General features: G+C 66.5%; 20 protein-coding genes and 2 pseudogenes. 9 read left to right on the forward strand and 13 right to left on the reverse strand.

Annotation, left to right across the window (positions count from 1 at the left end):
• Both CLD20_RS14785 and lipB read left to right on the forward strand, forming a co-directional pair.
• Positions 1 to 240: pseudogene (locus tag CLD20_RS14785) on the forward strand (hypothetical protein); the annotation flags it as partial.
• 167 nt (positions 241 to 407) lie between these two features.
• Positions 408 to 1,166 carry a lipoyl(octanoyl) transferase LipB gene (lipB, locus tag CLD20_RS14790; RefSeq protein WP_224407433.1) on the forward strand — a complete coding sequence of 253 codons (759 nt, stop codon included), beginning with the start codon at positions 408 to 410 and terminating at the stop codon, positions 1,164 to 1,166.
• Here lipB and CLD20_RS14795 read toward each other — a convergent pair.
• The 4 genes from CLD20_RS14795 to CLD20_RS14810 all read right to left on the reverse strand — a co-directional run bounded on the left by CLD20_RS14795 (position 1,146) and on the right by CLD20_RS14810 (position 5,344).
• The gene (locus CLD20_RS14795; RefSeq protein ID WP_224407434.1) at positions 1,146 to 1,595 is read right to left on the reverse strand and encodes a hypothetical protein; all 450 of its coding nucleotides are present in this window, start codon (positions 1,593 to 1,595) and stop codon (positions 1,146 to 1,148) included. The genes lipB and CLD20_RS14795 overlap by 21 nt on opposite strands.
• An 85-nt stretch (positions 1,596 to 1,680) precedes the next feature.
• The gene (locus CLD20_RS14800) at positions 1,681 to 1,965 is read right to left on the reverse strand and encodes an acylphosphatase (RefSeq protein ID WP_224407435.1); all 285 of its coding nucleotides are present in this window, start codon (positions 1,963 to 1,965) and stop codon (positions 1,681 to 1,683) included.
• A gap of 17 nt (positions 1,966 to 1,982) precedes the next feature.
• Entirely contained in the window at positions 1,983 to 3,233 is a 1,251-nt protein-coding gene (locus CLD20_RS14805; protein WP_224407436.1) for a cyclopropane-fatty-acyl-phospholipid synthase family protein, read from the reverse strand.
• An 86-nt stretch (positions 3,234 to 3,319) separates the two neighbouring features.
• Positions 3,320 to 5,344 carry an acetyl/propionyl/methylcrotonyl-CoA carboxylase subunit alpha gene (locus CLD20_RS14810; RefSeq protein ID WP_224407437.1) on the reverse strand — a complete coding sequence of 675 codons (2,025 nt, stop codon included), beginning with the start codon at positions 5,342 to 5,344 and terminating at the stop codon, positions 3,320 to 3,322.
• A gap of 194 nt (positions 5,345 to 5,538) precedes the next feature.
• Here CLD20_RS14810 and CLD20_RS14815 point away from each other — a divergent pair, with 194 nt between their 5' ends.
• Both CLD20_RS14815 and fghA read left to right on the forward strand, forming a co-directional pair.
• A complete protein-coding gene (locus tag CLD20_RS14815) occupies positions 5,539 to 6,666 on the forward strand; it encodes an S-(hydroxymethyl)glutathione dehydrogenase/class III alcohol dehydrogenase (RefSeq protein WP_224407438.1) in 1,128 nt (375 codons plus the stop codon).
• 25 nt (positions 6,667 to 6,691) lie between these two features.
• Positions 6,692 to 7,525 (forward strand): S-formylglutathione hydrolase, encoded by an 834-nt coding sequence (gene fghA, locus CLD20_RS14820; RefSeq protein WP_224407439.1) that lies wholly within the window; start codon positions 6,692 to 6,694, stop codon positions 7,523 to 7,525.
• A gap of 46 nt (positions 7,526 to 7,571) precedes the next feature.
• On the opposite strand, the gene CLD20_RS14825 is transcribed toward fghA, so the two are convergent.
• Complete coding sequence (locus tag CLD20_RS14825) at positions 7,572 to 7,910, reverse strand: YARHG domain-containing protein (RefSeq protein WP_224407440.1); 339 nt, start codon at positions 7,908 to 7,910, stop codon at positions 7,572 to 7,574.
• Positions 7,911 to 8,148: 238 nt separating this feature from the next.
• Here CLD20_RS14825 and CLD20_RS14830 point away from each other — a divergent pair, with 238 nt between their 5' ends.
• Both CLD20_RS14830 and CLD20_RS14835 read left to right on the forward strand, forming a co-directional pair.
• Complete coding sequence (locus tag CLD20_RS14830; protein ID WP_224407441.1) at positions 8,149 to 9,942, forward strand: radical SAM protein; 1,794 nt, start codon at positions 8,149 to 8,151, stop codon at positions 9,940 to 9,942.
• A 94-nt stretch (positions 9,943 to 10,036) separates the two neighbouring features.
• Complete coding sequence (locus tag CLD20_RS14835; RefSeq protein ID WP_224407442.1) at positions 10,037 to 11,788, forward strand: B12-binding domain-containing radical SAM protein; 1,752 nt, start codon at positions 10,037 to 10,039, stop codon at positions 11,786 to 11,788.
• Positions 11,789 to 11,821: 33 nt separating this feature from the next.
• On the opposite strand, the gene recJ is transcribed toward CLD20_RS14835, so the two are convergent.
• The 8 genes and pseudogenes from recJ to CLD20_RS14875 form a co-directional block, all read right to left on the reverse strand.
• A complete protein-coding gene (gene recJ / locus CLD20_RS14840; protein WP_224407443.1) occupies positions 11,822 to 13,651 on the reverse strand; it encodes a single-stranded-DNA-specific exonuclease RecJ in 1,830 nt (609 codons plus the stop codon).
• A 93-nt stretch (positions 13,652 to 13,744) separates the two neighbouring features.
• Positions 13,745 to 14,500 (reverse strand): carbonic anhydrase, encoded by a 756-nt coding sequence (locus tag CLD20_RS14845; RefSeq protein WP_224407444.1) that lies wholly within the window; start codon positions 14,498 to 14,500, stop codon positions 13,745 to 13,747.
• A gap of 298 nt (positions 14,501 to 14,798) precedes the next feature.
• Positions 14,799 to 15,005, reverse strand: a complete 207-nt coding sequence (locus tag CLD20_RS14850; protein ID WP_224407638.1) for a ribosomal protein L7/L12 — start codon at positions 15,003 to 15,005, stop codon at positions 14,799 to 14,801.
• Positions 15,006 to 15,032: 27 nt separating this feature from the next.
• Positions 15,033 to 15,776, reverse strand: a pseudogene (locus tag CLD20_RS14855) (carbonic anhydrase); the annotation flags it as partial.
• 101 nt (positions 15,777 to 15,877) lie between these two features.
• Positions 15,878 to 16,867, reverse strand: a complete 990-nt coding sequence (gene glpX / locus CLD20_RS14860) for a class II fructose-bisphosphatase (protein ID WP_224407445.1) — start codon at positions 16,865 to 16,867, stop codon at positions 15,878 to 15,880.
• Between the two features lie 37 nt (positions 16,868 to 16,904).
• The gene (locus tag CLD20_RS14865; protein WP_224407446.1) at positions 16,905 to 18,221 is read right to left on the reverse strand and encodes a homoserine dehydrogenase; all 1,317 of its coding nucleotides are present in this window, start codon (positions 18,219 to 18,221) and stop codon (positions 16,905 to 16,907) included.
• Between the two features lie 32 nt (positions 18,222 to 18,253).
• Positions 18,254 to 19,471 carry an LL-diaminopimelate aminotransferase gene (locus tag CLD20_RS14870; protein ID WP_224407447.1) on the reverse strand — a complete coding sequence of 406 codons (1,218 nt, stop codon included), beginning with the start codon at positions 19,469 to 19,471 and terminating at the stop codon, positions 18,254 to 18,256.
• Between the two features lie 71 nt (positions 19,472 to 19,542).
• Positions 19,543 to 20,025 carry a hypothetical protein gene (locus CLD20_RS14875; protein WP_224407448.1) on the reverse strand — a complete coding sequence of 161 codons (483 nt, stop codon included), beginning with the start codon at positions 20,023 to 20,025 and terminating at the stop codon, positions 19,543 to 19,545.
• A 548-nt stretch (positions 20,026 to 20,573) separates the two neighbouring features.
• Between CLD20_RS14875 and phaC the strand changes: the two genes are divergently transcribed.
• The 3 genes from phaC to CLD20_RS14890 all read left to right on the forward strand — a co-directional run bounded on the left by phaC (position 20,574) and on the right by CLD20_RS14890 (position 25,722).
• The gene (gene phaC / locus CLD20_RS14880) at positions 20,574 to 22,391 is read left to right on the forward strand and encodes a class I poly(R)-hydroxyalkanoic acid synthase (RefSeq protein ID WP_224407639.1); all 1,818 of its coding nucleotides are present in this window, start codon (positions 20,574 to 20,576) and stop codon (positions 22,389 to 22,391) included.
• A gap of 132 nt (positions 22,392 to 22,523) precedes the next feature.
• On the forward strand, positions 22,524 to 23,645 hold the full coding sequence (locus CLD20_RS14885; RefSeq protein ID WP_224407449.1) for a hypothetical protein: 1,122 nt from the start codon (positions 22,524 to 22,526) through the stop codon (positions 23,643 to 23,645).
• Between the two features lie 28 nt (positions 23,646 to 23,673).
• Positions 23,674 to 25,722, forward strand: a complete 2,049-nt coding sequence (locus CLD20_RS14890) for a hypothetical protein (protein WP_224407450.1) — start codon at positions 23,674 to 23,676, stop codon at positions 25,720 to 25,722.
• The last annotated feature ends 20 nt before the right edge of the window (positions 25,723 to 25,742 follow it).

Consider the following 25,742-nt stretch of genomic DNA (forward strand, 5'->3'; position numbering starts at 1 on the left):
GGCGGAGGCGGTGGCTGGGGTCCCGGCGGCGGCTGGGGTCCGGGCGGCGGCTGGCACAAGGTGAGCTGCCAGGGCGGCCGGATGCGCCTGCATGCCCACGGCTTCCACAACATCCAGCCGCTCGATTGCGGCGGCAAGTTCTACCGCTACCACGCGACCCGTCACGGCAAGCGCTTCGCGGTCCGCTTCAACGCGTTCTCCGGCCATTACAGCCGCAAGTTCATCGGCATGGCCTTCTGAGCGGATCGATATCCGCCGGAAGCGAGAGCGGCACGGGCTCCCTCCCACCCTGCCCTGTGCCGCTCTCGCGCTTTTTGCTTCTCTCTCCCGCCCGCGAGCGGTCGCGCCTAAGCGCACCCACGCAAAAACACTCGTCAGAAGCCGCAGCCGCGCCTATGTGAAGCGCGATGCTGCGATCCGAGCGCACCCTCGACGAAACCGCCTGCCCGCCGCCCGAGCCCGACGAGAGGTTTCTGGCCCGCGAGGGCTCCGATCCGGTCGAACTGATCGTCTCGCAGGGCCTCGTCGACTATCCCGAGGCACTTGCCTTCATGGACGAGCGCGCCGCCGCGATCCGGGCCGGCACCGCCCGCGAATGCCTCTGGCTGCTTCAGCATCCGCCGCTCTATACGGCCGGCACGAGCGCCGTGGCGGACGATCTCCTCACTCCCGACCGCTTCCCGGTCTTCCGCACCGGTCGCGGAGGCCAGTTCACCTATCACGGGCCCGGCCAGCGGGTTGCCTACGTGCTGCTCGACCTGGAACGCCGGCGGCCGGACATCCGCCGCTATGTGCGCGCGCTCGAAGCCTGGCTGATCCTGACGCTGGCCGCTTTCGGGGTGAAGGGCGAAAGGCGCGAAGGCCGCGTCGGCATCTGGGTGGAAAGGCCCGAAAGGTCCCTGCCCGGCGCCCCCGTCACGGAAGACAAGATCGCCGCCATCGGCGTGCGCGTGCGCCGCTGGGTGACGCTGCACGGCATCGCCCTCAACGTTTCGCCCGAGCTTGAGCATTTTTCCGGGATCGTGCCTTGCGGCATATCCGGGCACGGCGTGACGAGCCTTGCCGATCTCGGCGCGAGCGAAAACCTCGCCGAAGCGGACCGGGCGCTGAGCGAAGCCTTCAGGGCCGTCTTCGGCCCGCTCGGCTCAGAGGCCGGCTCCCCCTGACGGCTGGGCGATGATCGTCCAGGTCTTGGCGCCCTTGCGGATGAAGAGATAGGTCTTGTCCTCGTCGGTTGAGAGGACGCCCTCCGGCTGCATCTGCACGGTGACGGCGATGCGGCTGAGTTCGTCGGGCAGGCCCGGCTCCTTCAGCGTCTCCAGGAAGGCCTGCTGCACGGCCTGGCGCGCCTCGAAGAAGGTGAGCGGCCGGCTCTCCGGTGTCAGCAGCACCTTCACATGCCCTTCCTGCGGATTGCCCTCCGGCAGGAAGCGCAGGCGCACATTGGTCATCTTCTCCATCGGCCGGGCGGTGTATTCGGCCGCGACGGTCTGCGGCCGCTCCCCCACGGCGGCGTAGGCGCCGGCCGCCGTCAGGCTGGCGAGAGCCGCCACGGCGAGCATCAGCCGGCGGCTCGGGCTGCGATACGCGAACATGACGTCACCCCATGATTGCCTTCTGGCTTGCCCGGAAGGCTACCTTAACAAAGGGTTGACGCTCCAATTCGAATTTAAATCGATGTTAACGCGGCGGCCGGGCAATTCGGAAAGGTCCAGTCTCTTCCGGCACATCGCCGAGTATCCTCACCTCGCCCACAGAGGCGAAGCGCGGGCCCGCACGGCAGCGGGCGAGCATGTCGTCGATTCGCTCGGCCGGCCCCGAAAACACGGCCTCGACAGCTCCGTCGGGGCGATTCTTCACCCATCCGGAAAGGCCGAGCCGGCTCGCCTCGGCTTCCGTCCAGGCGCGGAAGCCGACCCCCTGCACGCGGCCGGAGATGAGAACGTGGATGGATTTCGCCGGCACGGATGGCACGAGCGGGCCTACTCGGCCGCAGCCACCGAGAGTTTGCCGCCCTGCTCCAGCCGCACCTCCGCCTCGTGAATCCAGTCGCGCGTGATCGGCACCGCATCGCGCTCGCGCGACAGGATCAGCTGAAAGACCATGTTGGAGCCGTGAACGAAGCCGAGTTCCACCACGGCGAGATAGAACTCCCACATCCGCGCGAAGCGCTCGTCCATGATCTCGACCGCCCGCTCGCGGTTGGCCATGAAGCGATCGAACCAGCACTGGATCGTATAGGCGTAGTGCAGGCGCAGGACCTCGGCGTCGTCCACCCAAAGGCCGCATCTCTCCAGCGAGGCGAAAACCTCCGACATCGCCGGCACATAGCCGCCGGGGAAGATGTATTTGTGCAGGAAGGGCCCGGTCGATCCCGGCGGCGTCATCCGCCCGATCGAATGCAGCATCATGAAGCCGTCCGGCTTCAGCAGCTCGAAGACCTTGCGGAAATAGGCGTCATAGTAGCGATAGCCGACATGCTCGAACATGCCGACGGATACGATGCGGTCGTACTGGCCGGTAATCTCCCGGTAGTCGCTCTCGATGAACGTCACCTTGCCGGAAAGCCCTTCCGCCTCCGCCCAGCGGCGTGCCGCGGCGAGCTGCTCGGTCGCCGGATTGACGCCGGTCACCTCCACATCGAAGGTCTGGGCGAGGAAGATCGCCAGCCCGCCCCAGCCGGAGCCGATATCCAGGACCCTCATGCCCGGCTTCAGGTCCAGCTTGGCGCCGATATGGCGGAGCTTGTTCAGCTGCGCCTGCTCCAGCGTCTCGTTTTCCGGATCCCGCCAATAAGCGCAGGAATACTGCATCCGCTCGTCCAGGAAGAGACGGTAGATGTCTTCCTTGACGTTGTAGTGGTGCTTGGCGTTTTCCTTCGCCTTCCACAGCGGATTGTACTGGTGCCATCGCCGCAGCGCCCGATAGGCGCCGTTGATGACGGTCTGCGCCGGATGCCCGGCGAGGTAGTCGCGATTGACGGAGAAGAGCCCCAGGAAGTCCTTGACGGTCGCTCCTTCCTCGAAGGTCAGCGTCCCATCCATATACCCCTCAGGGGCGAAGAGCTCCGGATTGACGGCAAGCTGCCAGTGCAGCGCCTTGTCGTGCAGACGCATCGTGACGTCCGGGCCAGGAAACTTGCCACCGAAATGATGCTCGCGCCCGTCCGCGTCGATCATCTTCAGATGACCGTTGCGCACGAAGGAGCGCAGGATGCTTTTCAAAAGCCACATGCCCGCCCCACTCCTTTCCTGACGGCAAGCCTATCGCAGCCCGCCGAGCGAGTGGAAGCCCAAAATGGGCGCGGGATTTGAGACGGCTATTCGAATTCCATGAGCACCTGATCGAAGGCGACGATGTCGCCCGGCGCCGAGCATACCTTCTTGATCACGACGTCGCGCTCGGCCCTGAGGACATTCTCCATCTTCATCGCCTCGACGGTGGCGAGCGTCTCGCCCGCCTCGACCTTCTGGCCCTCTTTCACCGGCAGCGAGATGACGATTCCAGGCATCGGGCAGATCAGCCGGTCGAGAAGCTCGCCCGCCTTCTTCTCCGGCATATGGCGCGCCGCCTCGGCGACGGCCGGGCGCATCAGATGGGTCTCGTGCGAGACCCCCCGCCGCTCGATCCGCAGGGCCGCGCCATCATGCGAGACCTGGGCGAAAACGTCCCGCCCGTCGACGACGCCGCGGAAGGTGAGGTCGGCAGGCTGCCATGCGGTGGACACCCGCATCTTCGCGCCCTCGACCACAAGGTCGATCTCGCAGGGCACGCCGGGTCTGCCGGCCGTGACCGCCACATCGACGAACTCGTTGTCGAGGCGCACGCACCAGTCGTTCTGGATGCGCCCCGAATGCGGCTTCAGCCGGCCGGAAAGCCGGTCGAGGCGCTGGCGCTCGATCAGATGGCAGGTCGCGGCGATCGCCACGTAGATCCGCCGGTCTTCCTCGCTCGGCTCGGCGCCGTGGAACCCGTCGGGAAATTCCTCGGCGATGAAAGCGGTCGAGAGCCTTCCCTCCTCCCAGCGCGGATGCGCCATCAGGGCGGCGAGAAACGGGATGTTGTGGCGGATGCCGTGCACGGTGAAGGCGTCGAGCGCGTCGCTCATCGTGGCGATCGCCGCCGAGCGGGCGGCCATCCCCTCGCCTTCCGCGTAGGTGCAGAGCTTGGCGATCATCGGATCGTAAAAGAGGGTGATCTCCGAACCCTCCACGACGCCGGTATCGTTGCGCACCTTGGTGCCGTCGCCGGAAGCATGGGCCGGCGGATGGTAGCGCGACAGACGCCCCGTCGACGGCAGGAAGCTGCGGAAGGGATCCTCCGCATAAAGGCGGCATTCCACCGCCCAGCCCTTCATCACCACCTCTTCCTGGGAAATCGGCAGCTTTTCGCCGGCCGCCACGCGCAGCATCATCTCCACGAGGTCGAGGCCGGTGACGAGCTCGGTGACCGGATGCTCGACCTGCAGGCGGGTGTTCATCTCCAGGAAATAGAAGTTGCGGTGCTGGTCGACGATGAACTCGACCGTGCCGGCGCTACGGTAGCCGACGGCGGCGGCCAGCCGGCAGGCCTGCTCGCCCATCGCCTTGCGCGTCTGTGCATCGAGGAAGGGCGACGGCGCCTCCTCCACGACCTTCTGGTTGCGGCGCTGAATGGAGCATTCGCGCTCGCCCAGCGAGATGACGTTGCCGTGGCCGTCCGCCATCACCTGGATCTCGATATGGCGCGGCTCGACGATGAATTTCTCGATGAAGATGCGCTCGTCGCCGAAAGAGGATTTCGCCTCGCGGCGGGCCGCCTCGAAGCCTTCGCGCACCTCCCGCTCGGTATGGGCGACGCGCATGCCCTTGCCGCCGCCGCCGGCCGAGGCTTTCAGCATCACCGGCAGGCCGATCTCGTTGGAGATCGCCACCGCCTCGTCGGTCGTCTCGATGAGTTCCATATGCCCGGGCACGACATTGACCCCGGCTTCCTTGGCGACCTTCTTGGAGGTGATCTTGTCGCCCATCGCCTCGATCGCGCCGACCGGCGGGCCGATGAAGACGATGCCGGCCGCATCGAGCGCGCGGGCGAAATGGGGATTTTCGGAAAGAAAGCCGTAGCCCGGATGCACGGCCTCGGCGCCGGTCTGGCGGCAGGCCTCGACGATCGTTTCGATCTTCAGGTAGCTCTCGCCGGCTGCAGCCGGGCCGATCGCAACCGCCTCGTCCGCCATCTCCACGTGCAGCGCATGGCGGTCGGCTTCCGAGTAGACGGCAACGGTCGCAATGCCCATCCGCTTGGCGGTGCGGATGACGCGACAGGCGATCTCGCCACGGTTGGCAATCAGAATCTTGGAAAACATTCCCGGCCTTGTCCTCCCCGATCAAGCGACCCTCTATGCGGGCGCAAGCATCGTCGCGGCAAGAAAAAATGCGCATTTCCCCGCCCCCGGGCGAAGCGGTCGCATCCCCGCGCGGCGCGCGCACCGCCGCCGGCGCTCTTGCGCCGGCCGGCAAAGGCCTGACAGATTGGCCGCGCAAATCTGGAGGATAATGAATGGACGTTCGCGCCGCCGTGGCTTTCGAGGCCGGCAAGCCGCTTGAGGTCACCACGGTCCAGCTGGAAGGACCGAAGGAGGGCGAGGTGATGGTGGAGGTGAAGGCCACCGGCATCTGCCACACGGACGAGTTCACGCTCTCCGGCGCCGATCCGGAAGGCATCTTTCCCTCCATCCTCGGCCATGAGGGTGCCGGCGTCGTCGTCGAGGTCGGGCCCGGCGTGAAGAGCCTGAAGAAGGGCGACCACGTCATCCCGCTCTATACGCCCGAATGCCGCGAATGCCCGTCCTGCCTGTCGCAGAAGACGAATCTGTGCACCGCGATCCGCTCCACCCAGGGCCAGGGCCTGATGCCGGACGGCACCTCCCGCTTCTCCCTCGATGGCAAGCCGCTGCACCATTACATGGGCACCTCGACCTTCGCGAACTTCACGGTGCTGCCGGAGATCGCCGTCGCCAAGGTCCGCGAGGACGCCCCCTTCGACAAGATCTGCTACATCGGCTGCGGCGTGACGACGGGCATCGGCGCCGTCATCCACACGGCCAAGGTCGAGGAAGGCGCCACGGCGGTCGTCTTCGGCCTCGGCGGCATCGGCCTCAACGTCATCCAGGGCCTGAGGCTCGCCGGCGCCGACATGATCATCGGCGTCGACCTCAACAATTCGAAGAAGGAATGGGGCGAGCGCTTCGGCATGACCCATTTCGTCAATCCGAAGGAGATCGGCGAGGACATCGTGCCCTACCTCGTCAACCTGACGAAGCGCGGGGCCGACCAGATCGGCGGAGCCGACTACACCTTCGACTGCACCGGCAACGTCACCGTCATGCGCCAGGCGCTGGAATGCGCCCATCGCGGCTGGGGACAGTCGGTCGTCATCGGCGTCGCACCGGCCGGCGCGGAAATCTCCACCCGCCCCTTCCAGCTCGTCACCGGCCGCACCTGGAAGGGCACGGCCTTCGGCGGCGCCAGGGGCCGCACCGACGTGCCGAAGATCGTCGAATGGTACATGGACGGGAAGATCGAGATCGACCCGATGATCACCCACACGCTTTCCCTCGACGAGATCAACAAGGGCTTCGACCTGATGCATGCGGGCGAATCGATCCGCTCGGTCGTCGTCTACTGAAGCCGAACCGAAAACGGAGCACCGTTTGAAAACGATATCCACCTGGGCCGCCCATGGCGGCACGCAGGGCGTCTACAGCCATGCCTCCAAGGCGACCGGCACCGAGATGACCTTTGCCGTCTTCGTCCCGCCGCAGGCGAAGGACGGCCCCTGCCCGGTCGTCACTTACCTTTCCGGCCTCACCTGCACGCATGCCAATGTGATGGAAAAGGGAGAGTACCGGCGCGCGGCGGCCGAGCACGGCCTGATCGTCGTCTGCCCGGATACCTCGCCGCGCGGCGAGGACGTGCCGGACGACGATGCCTACGACCTCGGCCAGGGCGCGGGCTTTTATCTCGACGCCGCGCGCGAGCCCTGGTCGAAAAACTACCGGATGGAAAGCTACGTCATGGAGGAGCTGCCTCGACTCCTGCGCGAGCATTTCCCGCTAGACGATTCCAGGGCCTCGATTTTCGGCCATTCGATGGGCGGGCACGGCGCGCTGACCCTGGCGTTGAAATACCCGGATCGCTTCCGCGCCTGTTCGGCCTTTTCGCCGATCGTGGCGCCGGCACAGGTCCCCTGGGGCGAAAAGGCGTTCAGCACCTATCTCGGCGAGGATCGCGCCGAATGGGGCCGGCATGACGCCACGGCGCTGGTGGAGGGCGGCGCGCGCTTCTCCGGCTTTCTGATCGACCAGGGCGAGGCGGACAATTTTCTCGCCGAGCAGCTGCGTCCGAAACTCTTCGAGACGGCCTGCGCGGCGGCGGGCATCCCGCTGACGCTCCGCCGCCATCCGGGCTACGACCATTCCTACTATTTCATCTCGTCCTTCATGGCGGACCACCTCGCCTGGCACGCCGAGCGGCTGAGGTCCTGAAAAGGCCGGCGCCGCCATCGCCTGAAGGCGGCGCCCGCCACACCCTCTAGCGGCAGCCGAGCGCCCGCTCGGCCTGCACGATCGCATTGACGTTGGCGCGCTCGATGCCGCTCATCCGCACGCGGCCCTGGTCGTTCTCCCAGCAATCGGAATTGTCGAAATTCGCCCGCCCGCGCGAGGTGCGGAAGCAATAGCCGTTCTCGTCGAAGATGCGGTTGCGCACGTACCAGAGGTCGTTGCAGCGCATGGAGCGGAGATCCGCCTGCCCGAACCGGTGCTGGTCCGTGCAGCCGAGCCCCTGGAAGCAGTCGGCTTTCGCCGGCTGCGGCAGGCCCACCGCGCAAAGGCCGCCAAGAAGCAGTCCGGCAAGGATCGTGGTGCGCATGTCTCTTCCCCCGTGTTTTTGGCCCGTCCTCCATCCGGCGGGCGATCACCTGGTGCGAAGACAGACCATCCGACACCGAAGGCTGCCCGCAGACCCGATCTGAGCCGCAAATCGCCCGCTTAACAAGTTGAAATCATGGACAATACCGCCGAGATCGCGGTTGTGGCCGTATTGCCACTGACGTCTGGCGCGAATTTTGGTAATTTTTTGCAGGATCTTGCATCAGACAGGTTTCCAGATGCGAACCTTTCACATCGAGATCGTGAAGCCGTCGCACTACGACAAGGACGGCTACGTCATCCAGTGGTGGAAGGCCTGGATCCCTTCCAATTCGATGGCCTGTCTCTTCGCCATCGCCCGCGACTGCTCTGAGCGCCAGGTTCTCGGCGAGGGGGTCGCGATCGAGATCAACGCCTGGGACGAGATGAACGTGCGGCTGCCGCTGCGCAGGATCGCCGAGCGCATCAAGGCGCCCGGCAGTTCCGGCCTCGTCTGCCTCGTGGGCGTGCAGTCGAACCAGTTCCCCCGCGCCATGGCGATCGCCCGCCAGCTGCGCGCCGAAGGCGTCAAGGTCGCGATCGGCGGCTTCCACGTCTCAGGCTGCCTGGCCATGCTGAAGGAGATGCCGGCCGAACTGCAGGAGGCGATCGACCTCGGCGTCACGCTCTTCGCCGGCGAGGCGGAGGAGCATTTCGAGGCCTTCCTGAAGGACGTCGACGCCGGCACCGAGAAGCCCGTCTACAATTACATGGACGACCTGCCGAACCTGCAGGGCGAGACCATCCCCTACCTGCCGCAGCGGCTGGTGAAGCGCTACGACGGCGTCATTTCCTCCTTCGACGCCGGGCGCGGCTGCCCGTTCCAATGCTCCTTCTGCACCATCATCAACGTCCAGGGCAGGAAGAGCCGCTGGCGCGACGCCGACGACATCGAGCGGATCGTCCTGGAAAACCGGGCGCAGGGCATTACCCGCTTCTTCATCACCGACGACAATTTCGCCCGCAACAAGAACTGGGAGCCGATCTTCGACCGGCTGATCAGCCTGCGCGCCCAGGGCTTTGCCGTGAGCTTCCTCATCCAGGTGGATACCCTCGCCCACAAGAGCCCCGGCTTCATCGAGCAGGCGGCGGCCGCCGGCTGCAGCCACGTCTTCATCGGCCTTGAATCGATCAATGCCGACAATCTCGCGGTGATGAAGAAGAACCAGAACCGCATCACCGAATACCGAAAGATGTTCCAGGCCTGGAAGGAGGCCGGCATCATCACCTATGCCGGCTTCATCATGGGCCTGCCGGGCGACACCCCCGAGACCTTGAAGCGCGACATCGAGATCGTGCAGCGGGAGCTGCCGGTCGACCTTCTCGAATTCACCATGCTGACGCCGCTGCCCGGCTCGGAGGACCACAGGAACCTCACCGAGGCCGGCACCTGGATGGATCCCGATCTCAACAAATACGATTTGGAGACGGTGACCGTCGCCCATCCGAAGATGAGCGCGGAACTCTGGCAGAAGACCTATCGCGACATCTGGAACTGGTACTACAGCGACGAGCACGTCGAGCGGATCATGCGCCGCAACGTCGCCTACGGGATCAAGCCGGTGAAGATCTGGCGCTCGGTCCTGCAGATCTACGGCGCCACCAATTTCGAGGGCGTGCATCCCCAGCAATGCGGCTATCTGAGGCGCAAGGACCGCACCCAGCGCCGGCCGGAAATGCCGCGCCTCTCACCGCTCGTCTTCTACCCGCGGCATTGGGCGGAGACGGCGGTGAAGTATGTGCGCTTCGGCCTCTACGCGCTGAAGACCCACAAGATCCGCAAGCGCATCGCCGCCGACCCGGCCTCCAGGTCCTACCGCGACCTCGCCATCACGCCGGTCGTCGACGCCGAAGGCGAGGATCTGGCGATGTTCGCCCTCAACGACAGCGCCCGGGCCGCTGTCGAGAAGGCGAAGCGCCAGGCGGGAGAGCGCAAGCGCCGCGAGGAAGAGGTTGCCGCCGCCGAGGAAGAGGTTCTGACGGCCGCCGAATAGGCGCCCGTCGCGGAAGGCGCATCGCGCCGGCTCGCGGCAAGGATTGCGATCGAAACGGTTGATCCGGCGAATGATCCCGGGCGGGAAGGGTTCGGTGGCCAGCAAGACCTTCAGGGCGATTCTCATCAAGCCGTCGCACTATGACGACGACGGCTACGTCATCCAGTGGGCACGTTCGTCGATTCCCTCCAATTCGCTTGCCGCGCTCTACGGCCTCATCCGCGATTGCGCCGACCGCAGCATCCTCGGCGACGTCGATATCGCGGTCACGCCCTACGACGAGACCAACACTGTCATCCCGTTCCACAAGATCATCCGCGAGATCCGCGCCGCAGACGCCGGCTTCGTCGGCCTCGTCGGCGTGCAATCGAACCAGTTCCCGCGCGCCCTCGACATGACGCGCACCTTCCGCGAGGCCGGCATTCCCGTCATCATCGGCGGCTTTCACGTCTCCGGCTGCCTTGCGATGCTCCCCGAATTGCCGGACGACATCAAGGAAGCCCAGAGCCTCGGCGCCGCCATCTATGCCGGCGAGGCGGAAGGGCGCATGGACGAGATCATCGAAGCGGTCTGGGAGGACCGCCTCAAGCCGCTCTACAACTACATGCACGATCTGCCGGAGATGAGCCGGGCCTCCCTGCCCTTCCTGCCGGCGGATAACGTCTCGCGCACCGCCGGCAGCTATACGAGCTTCGATTCCGGCCGCGGCTGCCCCTTCCAGTGCTCCTTCTGCACCATCATCAACGTGCAGGGGCGCAAATCGCGCTACCGCACGCCCGACGACATCGAGGAGATCATCCGCCGCAACGCCGCTCAGGGCATCAAGCGCTTCTTCATCACCGACGACAATTTCGCCCGCAACAAGAACTGGGAAGCGATCCTCGATCGGATGATCGCGCTGCGCGAAGAGGGTCTGCGCTTCAAGTTCATCCTGCAGGTCGACACGCTCTGCCATCGCCTCGAAGGCTTCATCGAGAAGGCGGCGAAAGCGGGCTGCAACCGCGTGTTCATCGGCCTGGAGAACATCGACCCCGATGCGCTGATGGCTGCCAAGAAGCGGCAGAACAAGATCTGGGAGTATCGCAAGATGCTCCAGGCCTGGAAGGATGCCGGCGTCGTCACCTATGCCGGCTACATCCTCGGCTTTCCGGACGACACGCCGGAAAAGATCCGTCGCAACATGGAGATCCTGAAGAAGGAGCTGCCGCTCGATCTCGTCGAGTTCTTCTTCCTGACCCCGCTTCCGGGTTCGGAGGATCACCAGAAGATGGTGCGCGAGGGCGTCTGGATGGATCCGGACGTCAACAAGTACGACCTCAACCACCGTGTCTCGCACCACCCGAAGATGAGCGACGCCGAATGGGAGGCGATCTACCGCGAATGCTGGGAGGTCTGCTTCGACGAGGCGCATGTCGAACGGGTACTTCGGCGGGGCGCGGCGCGCGGGGTGAAGACGAAGCAGCTCTTTATGGGGCTCGGCGCCTTCTACGGCTCGGTCACCATCGAGAAGGTGCATCCGCTGGAGGCCGGCTTCCTGCGCCGCAAGGTGCGCCGCCAGCGCCGCCGGGGCATGAAGCTGGAAAACCCCCTCCTCTTCTATCCCCGCTATGCCGGCGAAGTTTTCTACAAGAACTACCAGTGGGCGAAGCTCTATCTACGGCTGCGGCGAATCTGGCAGCGCGTCGAGGCCGATCCGGACAAGCTCGCCTACATGGACGAGGCCCTGCGGCCGGTGAGCGAGGACGAGACGACCGAGCTGATGGCGACGTTCGAGGACGCGATTCCGCAGACCCACGGCGCGCCGGTGAAGAAGAAGGATCCCGCCCGGCTGGAAGCGGCGGAGTAGCCGCGCCCTGCCTGGCACGCCGAGCCTCCCGCCTCACGCGGGGGCAGCGTCCAGGACCCTCAGTTCCACCTTCTCCTGCCCGCCCCAGCGGTTGAGCGTCAGCGTGCCGGCGACATGCATCGGCTCGCCGCGACCCTTCAGCAGCGCCTGGCCGAGCGGGCTCTCCGCCTCGCGAAACGCCATCGCCTTGATTCGCCCGCCCGATGCAGAGCGAAGGTCGAGCTTCACATGGCTGGTGCCGACGACATCGGCATAGGCGATCCGGTGCGCCGGCAGCGCGACGACGGGGGAGGCATGGCCGGCGCCATAGGGCCCGCACTTCTCCAGCTCGGCGAAGAGCTCGCGGCTTGCGCCTTCGGCCGTGACGAGCGCGTCGAGCTTCAAAAAATCCTCCGCCAGCGCCTTTTCGACCGCGCCCGCGAGCCGGGCTTCCAGAAACGCCGAAAAATCGGCAAGCCGGCCGCGCTCCACGGTGATGCCGGCCGCCATATGGTGGCCGCCGCCCTTCTTCAGGATGCCCTCCGCGACCGCCGCGCGCACCGCCGCGCCGAGATCGACGCCGGGGATGGAGCGGCCGGAGCCGGTCCCGTCGGCACCGGGCCCGTCGAAGGTCACGGCGAAGGCCGGACGGCCGAAGCGCTCCTTGAGGCGCGCGGCGACGAGGCCGACGACGCCCGGATGCCAGGTCTCGCCGACCGCAAGGACGAGCGGCGGCGTTGCGCCGCGCCGGGCAATGGCCGCCTCCGTGTCAGCCGCGGCCTCCGCCACCGCTTCGGCCTCGATCGCCTGACGCTCGGCATTGAGCCGCTCCAGCGTGGCGGCGATCCGCTCCGCCTCGGCCGCATCGCCGGTCGTCAGGAGGCGCGCCCCGAGTCCCGCCTCGCCGATCCGCCCGCCCGCATTGATGCGCGGCCCGAGGAGAAAACCGCAATGGCCGGTCTCGACCGGCCCGGTAAGCCGCGCCGCCGCGGCAAGCGCGACGAGCCCCGGCCTGCCGCCGTGCCGGAGCGAAATCAGCCCCTTGGCGACGAAGGCGCGGTTGAGCCCGGTGAGCGGGACGACATCGCAGACCGTGCCGAGCGCCACGAGATCGAGCGCGCGCAACAGGTCCGGCGCGGCGCGCCGGTCGCCCCGCCGGCGAAGCTCGCGCAGCAGCGCCACGGAGGTCATGAAGACGAGGCCGACCGCGGCGAGATTCGTCAGCCCCGAAATGTCGTCCTGCCGGTTCGGGTTGACGAGGGCGACCGATGGCGGCAGCTCCGCCCCCATCTGGTGATGGTCGATGACGACCACATCGACGCCGCGCTCCTGCGCACGCTGAAGCGCCTCAAAGCTCGTCGCCCCGCAATCGACGGTGACGATGAGCTGCGCGCCGCCGTCGACGAGACGGTCGATCGCCTCCGGATTCGGTCCGTAGCCTTCGATCAGCCGGTCGGGGATATAGATTTCCGGCGAAAGGCCGAGCCCCGAAAGCGTCTCGAAGAGGAGCGCGGAGGACGTGGCGCCGTCGACATCGTAGTCGCCGAAGATCGCCACCTTCTCGCCGCGCTGGACGGCGTCGGCGAGACGGTCCACCGCCTTGTCCATGTCGCGCAGGCTCGCGGGATCGGGCATGTCGGTCTTGAGCGAGGGGGCGAGGAATGCCGCGGCCCGGTCCTGCGAAATGCCGCGGCCGGCCAGCACCCGCGCCACCGTGTCCGACAGGCCGTGCGCCTGGGAAATCGCGAGCGCCGCGGCCTCTCCGGCCGCATCGAGCCGCATGCGCCAGGGCCGGCCCTTCAGCGAGCGTTCCACCCCGAGCGAGACGGAAGCGTCCTGGCCGCCTGCCAGGCCGGGATTGTGTGATTCGGAGCTGCCCCACATGGGGGGCGATTATGGAGACCGCCATCGACGCCGTCGAGGCAGCCGCGGGAGAAGACCGTCCTCCTCCCCGGCTTTCAGGCCCGCGGGCAAGCTCTATTTGGAGCCGATCACCATGCGGCCGTTGCCCGGAAGCGTCGGGCGGGCATTCATGTCGTAGAGGGCGAGGAAGCGGTCGATGTCGTCCTGGGCGACCTGCATCGGCTCCTTGACGACCATCCAGTCGACGATCTCGCTGCAGGGCGGCGTGGTCAAAGAGCCTTCGTAGCTCCAGTAGTCGAGCGATGACGGTACGAGACCGGCGGCATCGACGTCGCGGAGCGCCATTTCCTGGCCGGCTTCGGCCGGAAAGGCGGCCGCGAGCTGCTTGAAGGCGGCGTTCTCGCCGCCCGGAACGAGAAAGACTCCGAGGACACCGAGCCGGTCGTTCGCCGCGTTCTTGTGAACGAAATGGGCTTCCATCGGGAAGTGCTTGCCGTCGACCGTGTGCTCGCTCGGCGCATGGAAATGGAATTGCAGGAGCTGATAGGTCGCATCGCTGCGCGCAAGCGTGCTGCCCTCCGGCATGTTCACCTGGATCGTATGGCCGTTGTTGACCATGGTGCCGGCCCCATCGCGCCAGGAAAGCTCGATTTCCGGCAGGTTCTTGTCCTCCGCCCCGCTGATGTCGATCGGCGACTGATGCATGCCGGTCCCGCAGGCCTTCGCCTTCTGGTCGATCTCGCCCCAATGCTCGGGCCCGGTCTTGCCGTCGTAGCTCCAGTGAGCCCCTTCTTCGGCCAGCGCGACACCGGCAAGGCCGAGGCAGAGGGCGAGAGCTGCGGAGGAGCGAAGCGCATTCATGCAAGACATCGGAAATCCTTCTGAAGCTGATCCGGCGCGCCGTCGCGGCGCCGAAAGATTTGCGCGCAGAGAACCACTTCCAGATGCAGTTCACGGCCAGCACAAATTGAGCGCGCGCCGCCCTCGAAGGTCAACGCGATTTGATTTCCGATGAGAGGGAGTTGTTGCCGGCGTTAATGAATTAAATTCGCCGCGCAATCCTCAGATTCGCCTGCCGAAGCACTGTCCGGCAGGCCTCTTGTCGTGCGGCGAAAGAAAGGCTCGTCTCCGCGATGAAAGGACCGGCCCGATACGGGGGCCGGTTCTCCTATCTCAGCTCGACGGAAGCACCCGCCCATTCCAGCCGCTTCTTCAATTCCTCGGCCTTTGGCCGCTCGAGGCGCGATCCGATCACTTTCGGCGCATCGCCGACAAGCGCCATCGCCTCACGGACGCTGAGGCCGGCGGCCGCACGGAGCTGCTTGATGACGGCCGGCTTGCTGCGCCCGGCCCTCGTCAGCACCACATCGACCACCTGCGGCGTCGGCGCGACCGCCGGGCCGAGGATGAAGCGCCGGTTGGCGGCGAGCACCGGACGGGCATTGCCCTCGTAGAGCGCGGTGAACTTCGCGATGTCGGCCTCGGCGACCTCGACCGGCTCGGCCATCACCATCCAGTCGACGATCTCGCTGCAGGGCGGCGTCGTCAGGGAGCCTTCGTAGGTCCAGTAATCGCGCTTGTCCGGCAGGAGCCCGCGCGGATCGACCGCTTCGAGCTTCGCCTCCGCGCCCGCCTGCGCGGGAAAGGCTTTCGCCAGTGCGGCAAAGCTCGCGTTCTCCTCACCCGGAACGAGGAAGACGCCGACCACGCCGAGGGCGCCCGTCACCGCATCGCGATGCACGAAATGCGCCTCCATCGGAAACGCTTCGCCGCCGACGAGATGCTCGCTCGGGGCATGGAAGTGGAACTGCAGGAGTTCGTAGCTCGCATCGCCGCGCGCGAGGCGGCTGCCGGCCGAGAGGTTGACCTGGATGGAATGGCCGTTGTTGACGATCGCGCCCGGCCCGCTCTTCCAGTCGAACGCCAGCGCCGGCAGTTCGGCCTCGATGGTGCCCGCGATATCGACCGGCGATTGCTGGCTGCCGGCGGCGCAGGCCTCGTAATCCTCCGAGAGCGCGCCCCAGTTGCCGGGCCCGTTCGGCCCCGAATAGCTCCAATGCGCGCCCTCTTCGGCACAGGCGGCGCCGGCGCCAAGCGCGAAAAATCCTAAAAATGCAAATGTCGTCCGGAAACGCCCCCGTTCCATCTCGACCCCCCGTCTATTCGTGTCTGTCTGCCTGTGTGGCTTCTTCCTCTTCCCTTCCCAGAAGCAAAAAGCCCGGGCGCAGGGCCCGGGCTCGTCGTCGATCAGTCGATGAATTCGAACTTGTCTTCCACGACGTGCCGGGCCCGGACCCAGCGCTGCGTGCCGGTATAGGACCGCGTCACGATCGTATGCGTCATGGCAATGCCCCGCCGGAAGCTGACCCCGTGCAGGAGGTTGCCGTCGGTGACGCCGGTCGCCGCGAAGAGCACGTCGCCGGAAGCCATGTCCTCCTCCGAATAGATGCGGCGCGGATCCTCGATGCCCATGCGCTCGGAGCGCTTGCGCTTCTCGTCGGAATCCAGAATCAGCCGGCCGTACATCTGGCCGCCCATGCAGCGCAGCGCCGCCGAGGCCAGCACGCCCTCCGGCGCGCCGCCCGTGCCGATGTAGAAGTCGATGCCGGTCTGCTCCGGATCGGTCGTATGGATCACGCCGGCGACATCGCCGTCGCCGATGAGGCGGATGGCGGCGCCGGTGGCGCGCACCTCCTCAATGAGCTTCTGATGGCGCGGCCGGTCGAGAATGCAGGCGGTCACATCCCGGTCGCGCACGTCCTTTTCCTTGGCGATGCGCGAAACGATCTCGGCCGGCGGCATGTCGAGCTCGATGAAGCCCTCCGGAAAGCCCGGCCCGATGGCGAGCTTTTCCATGTAGACGTCCGGCGCGTTGAGCAGGCCGCCGCGGCGGGTGATCGCGATCACCGCCAGCGAGTTCGGCAGGTTCTTGGCGCAGATCGTGGTGCCCTCGAGCGGATCGAGCGCGATGTCGACTTCCGGCCCGTCGCCGTTGCCGACCTCTTCGCCGATATAGAGCATCGGCGCCTCATCGCGCTCGCCCTCGCCGATGACGATGCGGCCGCGAATGTCGAGCCGGTTGAGCTCGTTGCGCATGGCGTCGACCGCCGCCTGGTCGGCCGCCTTTTCATCACCGCGCCCGCGCATCTTCGCCGCTGCGACCGCCGCGCGCTCGGTGACGCGCACGAGCTCCAGCGTGAGCACGCGCTCCATTGCGATGACTTCTTCCTCGGCCATGTAGTCTCCTCCCGGCGACGGCCCTGCCGCCCGCCTCTTATAGCGCTTCTATACGTATCATTTGCGGACGGCCGACAATATCGCCGCCGGCCTCGATCGTCCGCAATGCGTCACGCACGTCCTCTTCGGTCGTGTCGTGGGTGATGATGGTGACGTTCCTGAGCTCGTCCGCCTCCCGGCGCGGCGCGGCGCCCGGGGCGCGGTTCCGCTGCACGATGGAATCGAGCGAGATGTTGCGATCCGCCATGCAGCGGGCGATCGCCGCGAAGGCACCGACGCGGTCCGGCACGGTGAGGCGCAGATAGTAGCCGCCGGCATGGCGGCGCATGCGCGCACGCTTGTACGGCTTGAGGCTCGCGACGGGGCGGCCGAAGGGCGGCGCGCGAAAACCGCGCGCACAGTCGACGATGTCGCTGACGACTGCGGAGGCCGTGGCATCGCCGCCCGCGCCCGGACCCGACAGAACGACGGTGCCGACGAAATCGCCTTCCACCGCGACGGCATTGGTGACGCCGCCGATGCGCGCCACGTTGGAATCCTTCGGCAGCATGGTCGGGTGGACGCGCTGCTCGATACCCGTCTCCGTCTCCTGCGCGACACCGAGAAGCTTGATGCGGTAGCCGAGCTCGTCGGCCGCGGAAATGTCCTCCGGCGCGATCGAGGTGATGCCCTCCACGAAGACCGCATCCTTGTCGATCTCCACGCCGAAGGCGAGCGAGGTGAGGACGGCGAGCTTGTGGGCCGTGTCGAGACCTTCCACGTCGAAGGTCGGATCGGGCTCCGCATAGCCGAGCGCCTGAGCGTCGGCGAGGCATTCGGCAAAGGAGATGCCTTCCAGCTCCATCCGCGTGAGGATGTAGTTGCAGGTGCCGTTGAGGATGCCGAAAAGTCGGGAGATGTGGTCGCCGGCGAGCGCCTCGCGCAGCGATTTCACGATCGGGATGCCGCCGCCGACGGCCGCCTCGAAGGCGAGCACCGCGCCGGAAGCTTCCGCCGCCGATGCCATTTCAAGGCCGTGCGAGGCGAGCAGCGCCTTGTTGGCCGTCACCAGCGACTTGCCGCTGTTAAGGGCCGCCATCGCCACCGATCGGGCAATCCCGTCCTCGCCGCCGATGAGCTCGACGACGCAGTCGACATTGCCGGAACGCGCCAGCGCCTCCGCATCACCGAACCATTCCAGTTCGTCGAGCGAAATGCCGCGGTCCTTGTTACGGTTGCGGGCCGAGACGGCGACGACGCGAAGCGGTCGGCCTGCCCTCTCCGTCAGGGATTCCTCGTGCTCGCGAAGAAGCCGGATGACGGACGTGCCGACCGTGCCCAGCCCGGCCAATCCGAGCCTGAGGGGCTGATCCATGATACCTTCCCGGGAAATCTGAAATGCCGTTGTCAGGCTTTCGCCTTGAGAGGGACGACGTTGTGCAACGTTTCCTCGGCCGAGGCAAGGAAGCGCCTGAGGTTGCGCGCAGCCTGGCGGATGCGCTGCTCGTTCTCCACCAGCGCGACGCGCACATAGCCCTCGCCATGCTCGCCGAAGCCGATCCCGGGCGAGACGGCGATATCGGCCCGCTCGATGAGCAGCTTGGAAAAGCCGAGCGAACCGATCTCCCGGAAGATCTCCGGCAGGGGCGCCCAGGCGAACATGGAGGCGGCGGGCGCCGGGATCTCCCAGCCGGCCCGGGCGAAGGATTCCACCATGCAGTCGCGGCGGCTGCGATAGATCCGCCGCATCTCCTCGATCGGCTCCTCCGGCCCGTTGAGCGCCGCGGCAGCCGCCACCTGGATGGGCGTGAAGGCGCCGTAATCGAGATAGGATTTCACCCGCGCCAGCGCGGCAATCAGCCGCTCGTTGCCGACGGCGAAACCCATGCGCCATCCGGGCATCGAAAAGGTCTTCGACAGGGAGGTGAACTCGACCGTCACGTCCATCGCGCCCGGCACCTGCAGGACGGAGGGCGGCGGCTCGCCGTCGAAATAGAGCTCCGAATAGGCAAGGTCGGACAGGATGAAGATGTCGTTGCGGCGCGCGAAAGCGACGACGTCGCGGTAAAAGTCGAGATCGGCGACATGCGCCGTCGGGTTCGACGGATAGCAAAGGATGACCGCGATCGGCTTCGGGATCGAATGGTAGACGGCGCGCTCCAGCGCCTGGAAGAACTCAGGACCGGGCTCGACCGGCACATGGCGGATCGCCCCGCCCGCCATCAGGAAGCCGAAGGCGTGGATCGGGTAGCTTGGATTGGGCACCAGCACCACATCGCCAGGCGCGGTGATCGCCTGCGCCATGTTGGCGAAGCCTTCCTTGGAGCCGAGCGTCGCCACGACATGGCGGTCCGGATCGAGCTTCACGCCGAAGCGGCGCCCGTAATAGGCAGCCTGCGCACGCCTCAGGCCCGGAATTCCCTTGGAGGCGGAATAGCGGTTGGTGCGCGGCTTCTGCACCGTCTCCACCATCTTCTCGATGATGAAAGAGGGCGTCGGCAGATCCGGATTGCCCATGCCGAGATCGATGATGTCGGCGCCGGCGGCCCGCGCCGAGGCCTTGAGCCGGTTCACCTCCTCGAAAACGTAGGGAGGCAGCCTCTTGATCTTGTGGAACTCGTTCATGGCGCTTCTTTCGTCGATCAGGCCCCGGATCCGGGAAGACGGCTTTTCTCACCAGCCGCGCGGCCGCGCAACTATCTCATATTCGCGCTGTTCTGCCGAATTTCCTCGCTCGTCGTCTCGTCATGCGTGCGCATCAGCTTCATGAGCTCCTGCTCGCGGGCGGCGAGTTCGGCGAGCTGGGCGCCGCTGGCGTTCTTGCGGGCCTCGGCGATCGCCCTCAGTTCCTGCGTGATCTCTTCGACGCGCTCCGGCGATTTCGTCGAGACGTTGCTGGGCGGCGTGTTGGTGAAGACGTGCGGGAAGGCGGTCACCTCTTTTTCCCCGGCCGCCGATTTGGCCCGGATCTCGGCAATCGCATTCTCGCGGGCCGCGGCCTTTTCCGGATCGACCGGCTTTTCCTGCGGCACGGGATCGGTCCGCATCGGATGGAAGGCGCTCGATACGCCGGCGCAGGAGCCAAGCACCAGCGCCGCGCAAAGCGGCAAGGCGAGCGAGATCGCGCCGGCGCTGTTGCGGCGAAATGTTGCGAAAGGAATACGGGCGGAAAATTTCAACGCAAATCCTCGTCGGGCAGCAATCGAAGGGTCAGGACACCCGTGCTATAAGGCTCAACGAAGCCGATACGCCAGTTTGTGGGCGGGCGTGAGCTAAATACAGCATTTGTGTCAGGATGGCGGAACTCAAGAACCGGTCGCGTGAAACGCCGGCGAAGTCCAAGGGGAAGAAGCCTGTGAAGGGCAAGTCCGAGGCGGCGACAGAGCCGCTGCGCGGCGAAGCTCCCCTAAGGGCGGAAGCGCCGGTCAAGACCGGCACGCCTTCCACGAAGGCGGGCGCCGACGGGCAATCCGTGCGCGAAAAATCGGGCTCGTCGAAGGCCAATAGCCCCCGCAAGGCGAACAACCCGCGCAAGGCGAGCAAGAAGGCGGCCGCGTCGAAGCCCGCCGGAAAGAGCGAATCGCCCACCCCGCAGGAGACGGCGAAGGCCGAGACGAAGGCGCAGGCGCCGGATCGGCAGGCCGCCAGCGCCGCAGCGACGAAGGAACCACCAAAGGAAGCGCGGCAGGAACCGCAGAAGGACCAGCAGGCGCCAAAGGACACATCCGTGCCGGGGGCGCCGGGCACCGGGGGCAACGCGCCGCACCTGCCCCAGATCGCCTCCGATCCGGAGGCCTTCGCCCGCAACATGGCGCGCGCCTTCGAGGAAGGCGGCAAGGCGCTCGCCGCCTATCTGCGCCCGCGCGAGGAAGGCAGCGCCGGACCCGAAATGCTCGCCGCACAGACGGCCGAGGTGATGAAGACGATCGGCCATATCGGCGAATACTGGATGGCCGATCCGACGCGCACGCTGGAAGCCCAGACGCGGCTGTGGGGCCAATATCTCACCATCTGGAACAACGCGCTGCGCCGCACCGTCGACGATACGCCGCAGGAGGCGCCGGACACGCCCGCCGACAAGAGGTTCTCCGATCCCGAATGGTCGCAGAATCCGATGTTCGACGCCCTGAAGCAGCTCTACCTCGCCACCTCGCGCTGGGCGGATGAACTCGTCGACAAGGCCGAGGGCATCGATCCGCATACGAAGGCGAAGGCGAGCTTCTACGTGAAGCAGATCTCCAACGCATTCGCCCCGACCAACTTCGCCGCGACCAACCCGGCCGTGCTGCGCGCGACAGCCGAATCGAATGCGGAGAACCTGGCGCGCGGCATGCACATGCTGGCGGAGGACATCGAGGCGGGCCACGGGACGCTGCGCCTGCGCCAGACGAAGAACGCCTTCACCGTCGGAGAAAATCTCGCCACCACGCCGGGCAAGGTGATCGCCCAGAACGATATCTGCCAGATCATCCAGTACGAGGCGACGACCGAGAAGGTGCTGAAGCGCCCTCTCCTCATCGTGCCGCCATGGATCAACAAGTACTACATCCTCGATCTCAACGAGGAGAAGAGCTTCATCCGCTGGGCGGTTGCCCAGGGCCACTCGGTCTTCGTCATCTCCTGGATCAACCCGGACGAGCGGCATGCCTCCAAGGGCTTCGACGCCTATATGCAGGAGGGCATCTTCTTCGGCCTCGACGTCATCAAGAAGGCGACGGGCGAAGAGGAGGTCAACGCCATCGGCTATTGCGTCGGCGGCACGCTGCTCGCGGTCGCCCTCGCCTTCCTCGCCCAGTCGCGCAAGAAACCCCCGATCGCCAGCGCCACCTTCTTCGCCGCGCAGGTCGATTTCACCTATGCGGGCGACCTGAAGCTCTTCGCCGACGAGGAGCAGATCGAGACGCTGGAAGAGGACATGGCCCGCCGCGGCTATCTGGAAGGCTCCAAGATGGCGACGGCCTTCAACCTTCTGCGCTCCAACGACCTCATCTGGCCATACGTCATCAACAACTACATGGCCGGCAAGGAGCCGATGCCGTTCGACCTCCTCTACTGGAATTCGGACGCCACGCGCATGCCGGCGGCAAACCACTCCTACTACCTGCGCAACTGCTATCTGGAGAACAACCTGACGGGCGGGCGCATGAAGCTCGCCGGCAAGACGCTCGATCTCGGCAGGGTGATGACGCCGGTCTACAACCTGGCGACGCGCGAGGATCACATCGCCCCGGCGAAATCGGTCTTCCACGGCAGCCAGTATTTCGGCGGGCCGGTGCGATTCGTGCTTTCCGGCTCGGGCCATATCGCCGGCGTCGTCAATCCGCCCTCGCGCGGCAAGTACCAGTACTGGACGGGCAAGGACGCGAGGGGCGACCTCGATGCGTGGATCGGCGAGGCCGAGGAGCACAAGGGCTCCTGGTGGCCGGACTGGCAGTCCTGGATCGAGACCCTCGACGACCGGCGCGTGAAGAAACGGGCCGTCGGCGGCGGGCGGCTCAACGCGCTCGAGGACGCCCCCGGCTCGTATGTGCGCATGAAAAGCTGAGCGGCCGTGCGACATGACACCGAGCGGACGCAATTGTGCCCGCACCTTGCCCATTCCGATTCCCGCCTCATCATGCAGGCGGGCTCCAACCTCGATCGGCCGCTGAGCCGCTCCAGCGTGCAAAGGACAAACATGCTTTCCAATCGTCTCGTCTTCGTGCCGGTGCTGGTCGCCGGGTTGCTCGGACCCGCGGGCATCGCCATGGCGCAGGACGCCTCCGCCGTTTCCGACGCCTTTGCCGCCGCCATGTCGCGCGGCGGCGAGATGGAGGTGAAAATCGGCTCCGCCTCCGGCGGCGGCGATACGGTGACGCTGGGCGAGGTTTCCTTCGTGCCGAAGGACGGGAGCACGCAGACGCGCTTTTCCCAGGTGGAGCTGACCGGCGTCGCGGAGGCGGGCGATGATTTCGCCGCCGACGCGATCACCATGACGGACGGGGCCATGTCCGGCGACACCACCGGCACGATCGGCAAGGTGATGATCGGCGAGGCGAGCTTTCCAAAAAAGGCCGCGCCCGACGAGAAGACCCGCGTCAGCTACCGCCGGATGACCGGCGCCGAGATTTCGCTGACGCCGAAAGAGCGCACCGAGCCGCTGACCATTTCCACCTTCACCATGGATGTCAGCGACATCGTCGACGGCGTGCCGCAGGCCAGCAAGGGCAACGCCGAAGCGGTGACGATCCCGCTCAGCTACTTCCCAGCCGGCGGCAGGATCACCCCCTCCGATCTCGGCTACGAGGAGACGGTGTTCGACGTCACCTGGGAGGGCAGCCGCAATGCGGGCAGCAAGGCGCTCAGCCTCGACGAGGTGTCGCTGACGCTGCGCGACGGCGGCACGCTGACGGCCAAGGGCGACCTCGGCGGCATCGGCGGCGAGGCGGCGGCGACCGATCCGCTCGGCGGCCTCGGCACGATGAGCGTCGCCGACTTCACCCTCGTCTACGAGGACAATTCGCTCGCCGGCCGCGTCCTGGAGCATTTCGCCAAGCAGCAGGGCATGACGCGCGAGCAGTATGTCGATCAGCTCGCCGCCGCCCTGCCCTTCATGCTCGGCTTCCTGCAGAATCCGGAGTTCCAGTCGAAGGCCGCCGCGGCCCTCGGCACCTTCCTGAAGGACCCGCGGAGCCTCACCGTCTCGCTCAAGCCGGAAGCGCCGGTCTCCGGCGGCCAGATCGTGCAGCTCCTGAGCGCCGCGCCACAGACGATCCCGGACGTCCTCAACGCCACGGTCACCGCCAACCAGGCCGAATAGCGCCGCCAGTCCAGCGAGGAGAACCGCCATGCGACGCCTTCACCGCCTGAACCTTCTTCTCGCCATTGCCTGCCTCGTCCCCGGGAGCGCGGTCGCCAGCCCGGCGGGCGAGGATCTCTTTCGCCAGTTCCTCCAGAAGGTCGATGCGCTTCCGCAATGGAGCGCTTCGGCGACGAGCATCATCTCCGAGGAAGACGAGGTGGTCGCCGCCGCCGTGACCTTCCAGCGTGCCGATCCCGCCCTCACCATCACCCTCGACACGCTGCGCATGACGGACCCGGCCGAGCGCCCGGGCGGCGGCTTTTCCGCCGAGGGCCTTGCCATGACGGGCGTGGAGATCGTCACCGAAAGGGCGACGGCGCGCGCGCCCGAGGTAAGCGCGGAAAACCTCTCCCTGCCGGACCTCATCGGCATGGAATTCGACGACCAGCGCCCCTTCGCATCGCTGGGCGCGCTCTATTCGAGGCTTGCAGAGGGCGCCGTCTCGCTCGCCGAAGTGCCGAAGATCGAAATGACCGTGCTGCCACGGGAAGGCGGGCGCACCCACTTCACCTATGAGGGCCTGAAGGTGACCGGCTGGGCCAATGGCTCGGTGCTGCGAAGCGAGGCCGGCCCGATCACCATCGAGACACGGGGCGAAAAGCCGACACGCCTCAGGCTGGCCACGGCCGTCGGCGAGGGCATCGATCTCCTCAGCCTGGCCCAGCTCTTCTCCGACCGGCCCGACAGCGGCGCCCGCCCCTGGCGGAGTGCGGTGAAGAACTTCGCCTATTCCGGCATCAGCGGCACGGGCGAGAACGGCTTCACCTTCTCGGTGGCGGAAATCGCCGGCTCCGAGCTGGCCGTGCGCCCGCCGGCCGAACCCTTCGTGAGGGCGCTCGACGAGCTCTCCGCCCTGCCCAAGGACGGCAAGGCGCGCGCCAAGGCGGAAGACGACCCGCAGGCCGCGACGAAGGCCGTCGGCGCGCTCCTTTCCTCCATCAGGCTCGGCAATTTCCGCATCGGCCGCATCCTCGCCGAAAAGACCGGCGAGGAGGCCGGATCGCTCGAGATCGGTGGCTTTGCGCTTTCCGACCTGTCGCTGGCGAGCCTCGGATCGATGACGCTCTCGGGGCTTTCCGTGCATGCACCCGGCGGCTATGGCGCGCTCGAGGCGTTTCGCCTGGACAAACTGAGCTTCCCCGAACTGTCCGCCGTCACCGAGCTGGTCGGCCTTGGCCTGCCGGAGAGCGGCGAGCCGAGTGCGGAACAGAAAGAGGCGATCGCCGAGCTCGTCCCGCGGCTGGTGCCGAGGCTCGAAAGTTTCTCCATAAAAGGGCTCGCCCTCGGCCAGAGCGAGGCCGGGGCCCTGCGCATCGCTTCGCTGAGCGGCAACATCGACGGCTACAAGGGCATTTTGCCGACCGGGGGAACCAGCGAGATCAGCGGTCTCGTCATCCCCGGCCTCCTCCTGCGCTCCGATCCGAAGGCGGCCGCCTTTTTCGATCGGCTCGGCTACGATCAGATCCGCATCGACATGCAATCAGCCTCCAACTGGCAGGCCGAGAGCGGCCTTTCCCAGAGCGCCTCGACGATGCGCGTCGCCGATGTCGCCGATATGAGCGCTGCCTATGGCCTTGCCGGGGTGACGGAGCAGTGGATAAGGCAGGTCAGCCTTGCCAGCATGGACCAGGAGAACGGCAACCTGAAGAGCATCGGCCTGCTGATGGGCCTGCGCCTGGAGAGCGCCACGCTCTCCATCACCGACCGTTCGATCGTCGACCGGGGCTTTGCCTTCGTCGCCGCCCAGCAGAACCAGCCGGAAGAGGCCTTCAAGGAGCAAACCGTCGCCGCCCTGCCCTTCCTGCTGGCGACCATGGCGCCGCCGGAGGTGGCGAACCTCGTCGCCACGCCGCTGCAGGATTTCCTGAACGGCAAGGGGACGCTGGTGGCGCGCGCCCGACCGGGCGAGCCGATGCGGATCGACGAGATCCTCTTTGCGGCAAAGTCCGATCCGGCCTCGCTGATCGATCTCCTGGGGCTGGAAGTGTCGGTGGTCGGCACGCCGCCGGTGCCGGAGCTCCTGCAGCAAAGGTAGGCGCGCAGGGCGCCAAGGTG

The organism is Afifella sp. IM 167, assembly GCF_020144925.1.
Lineage (GTDB): Bacteria > Pseudomonadota > Alphaproteobacteria > Rhizobiales > Afifellaceae > Afifella.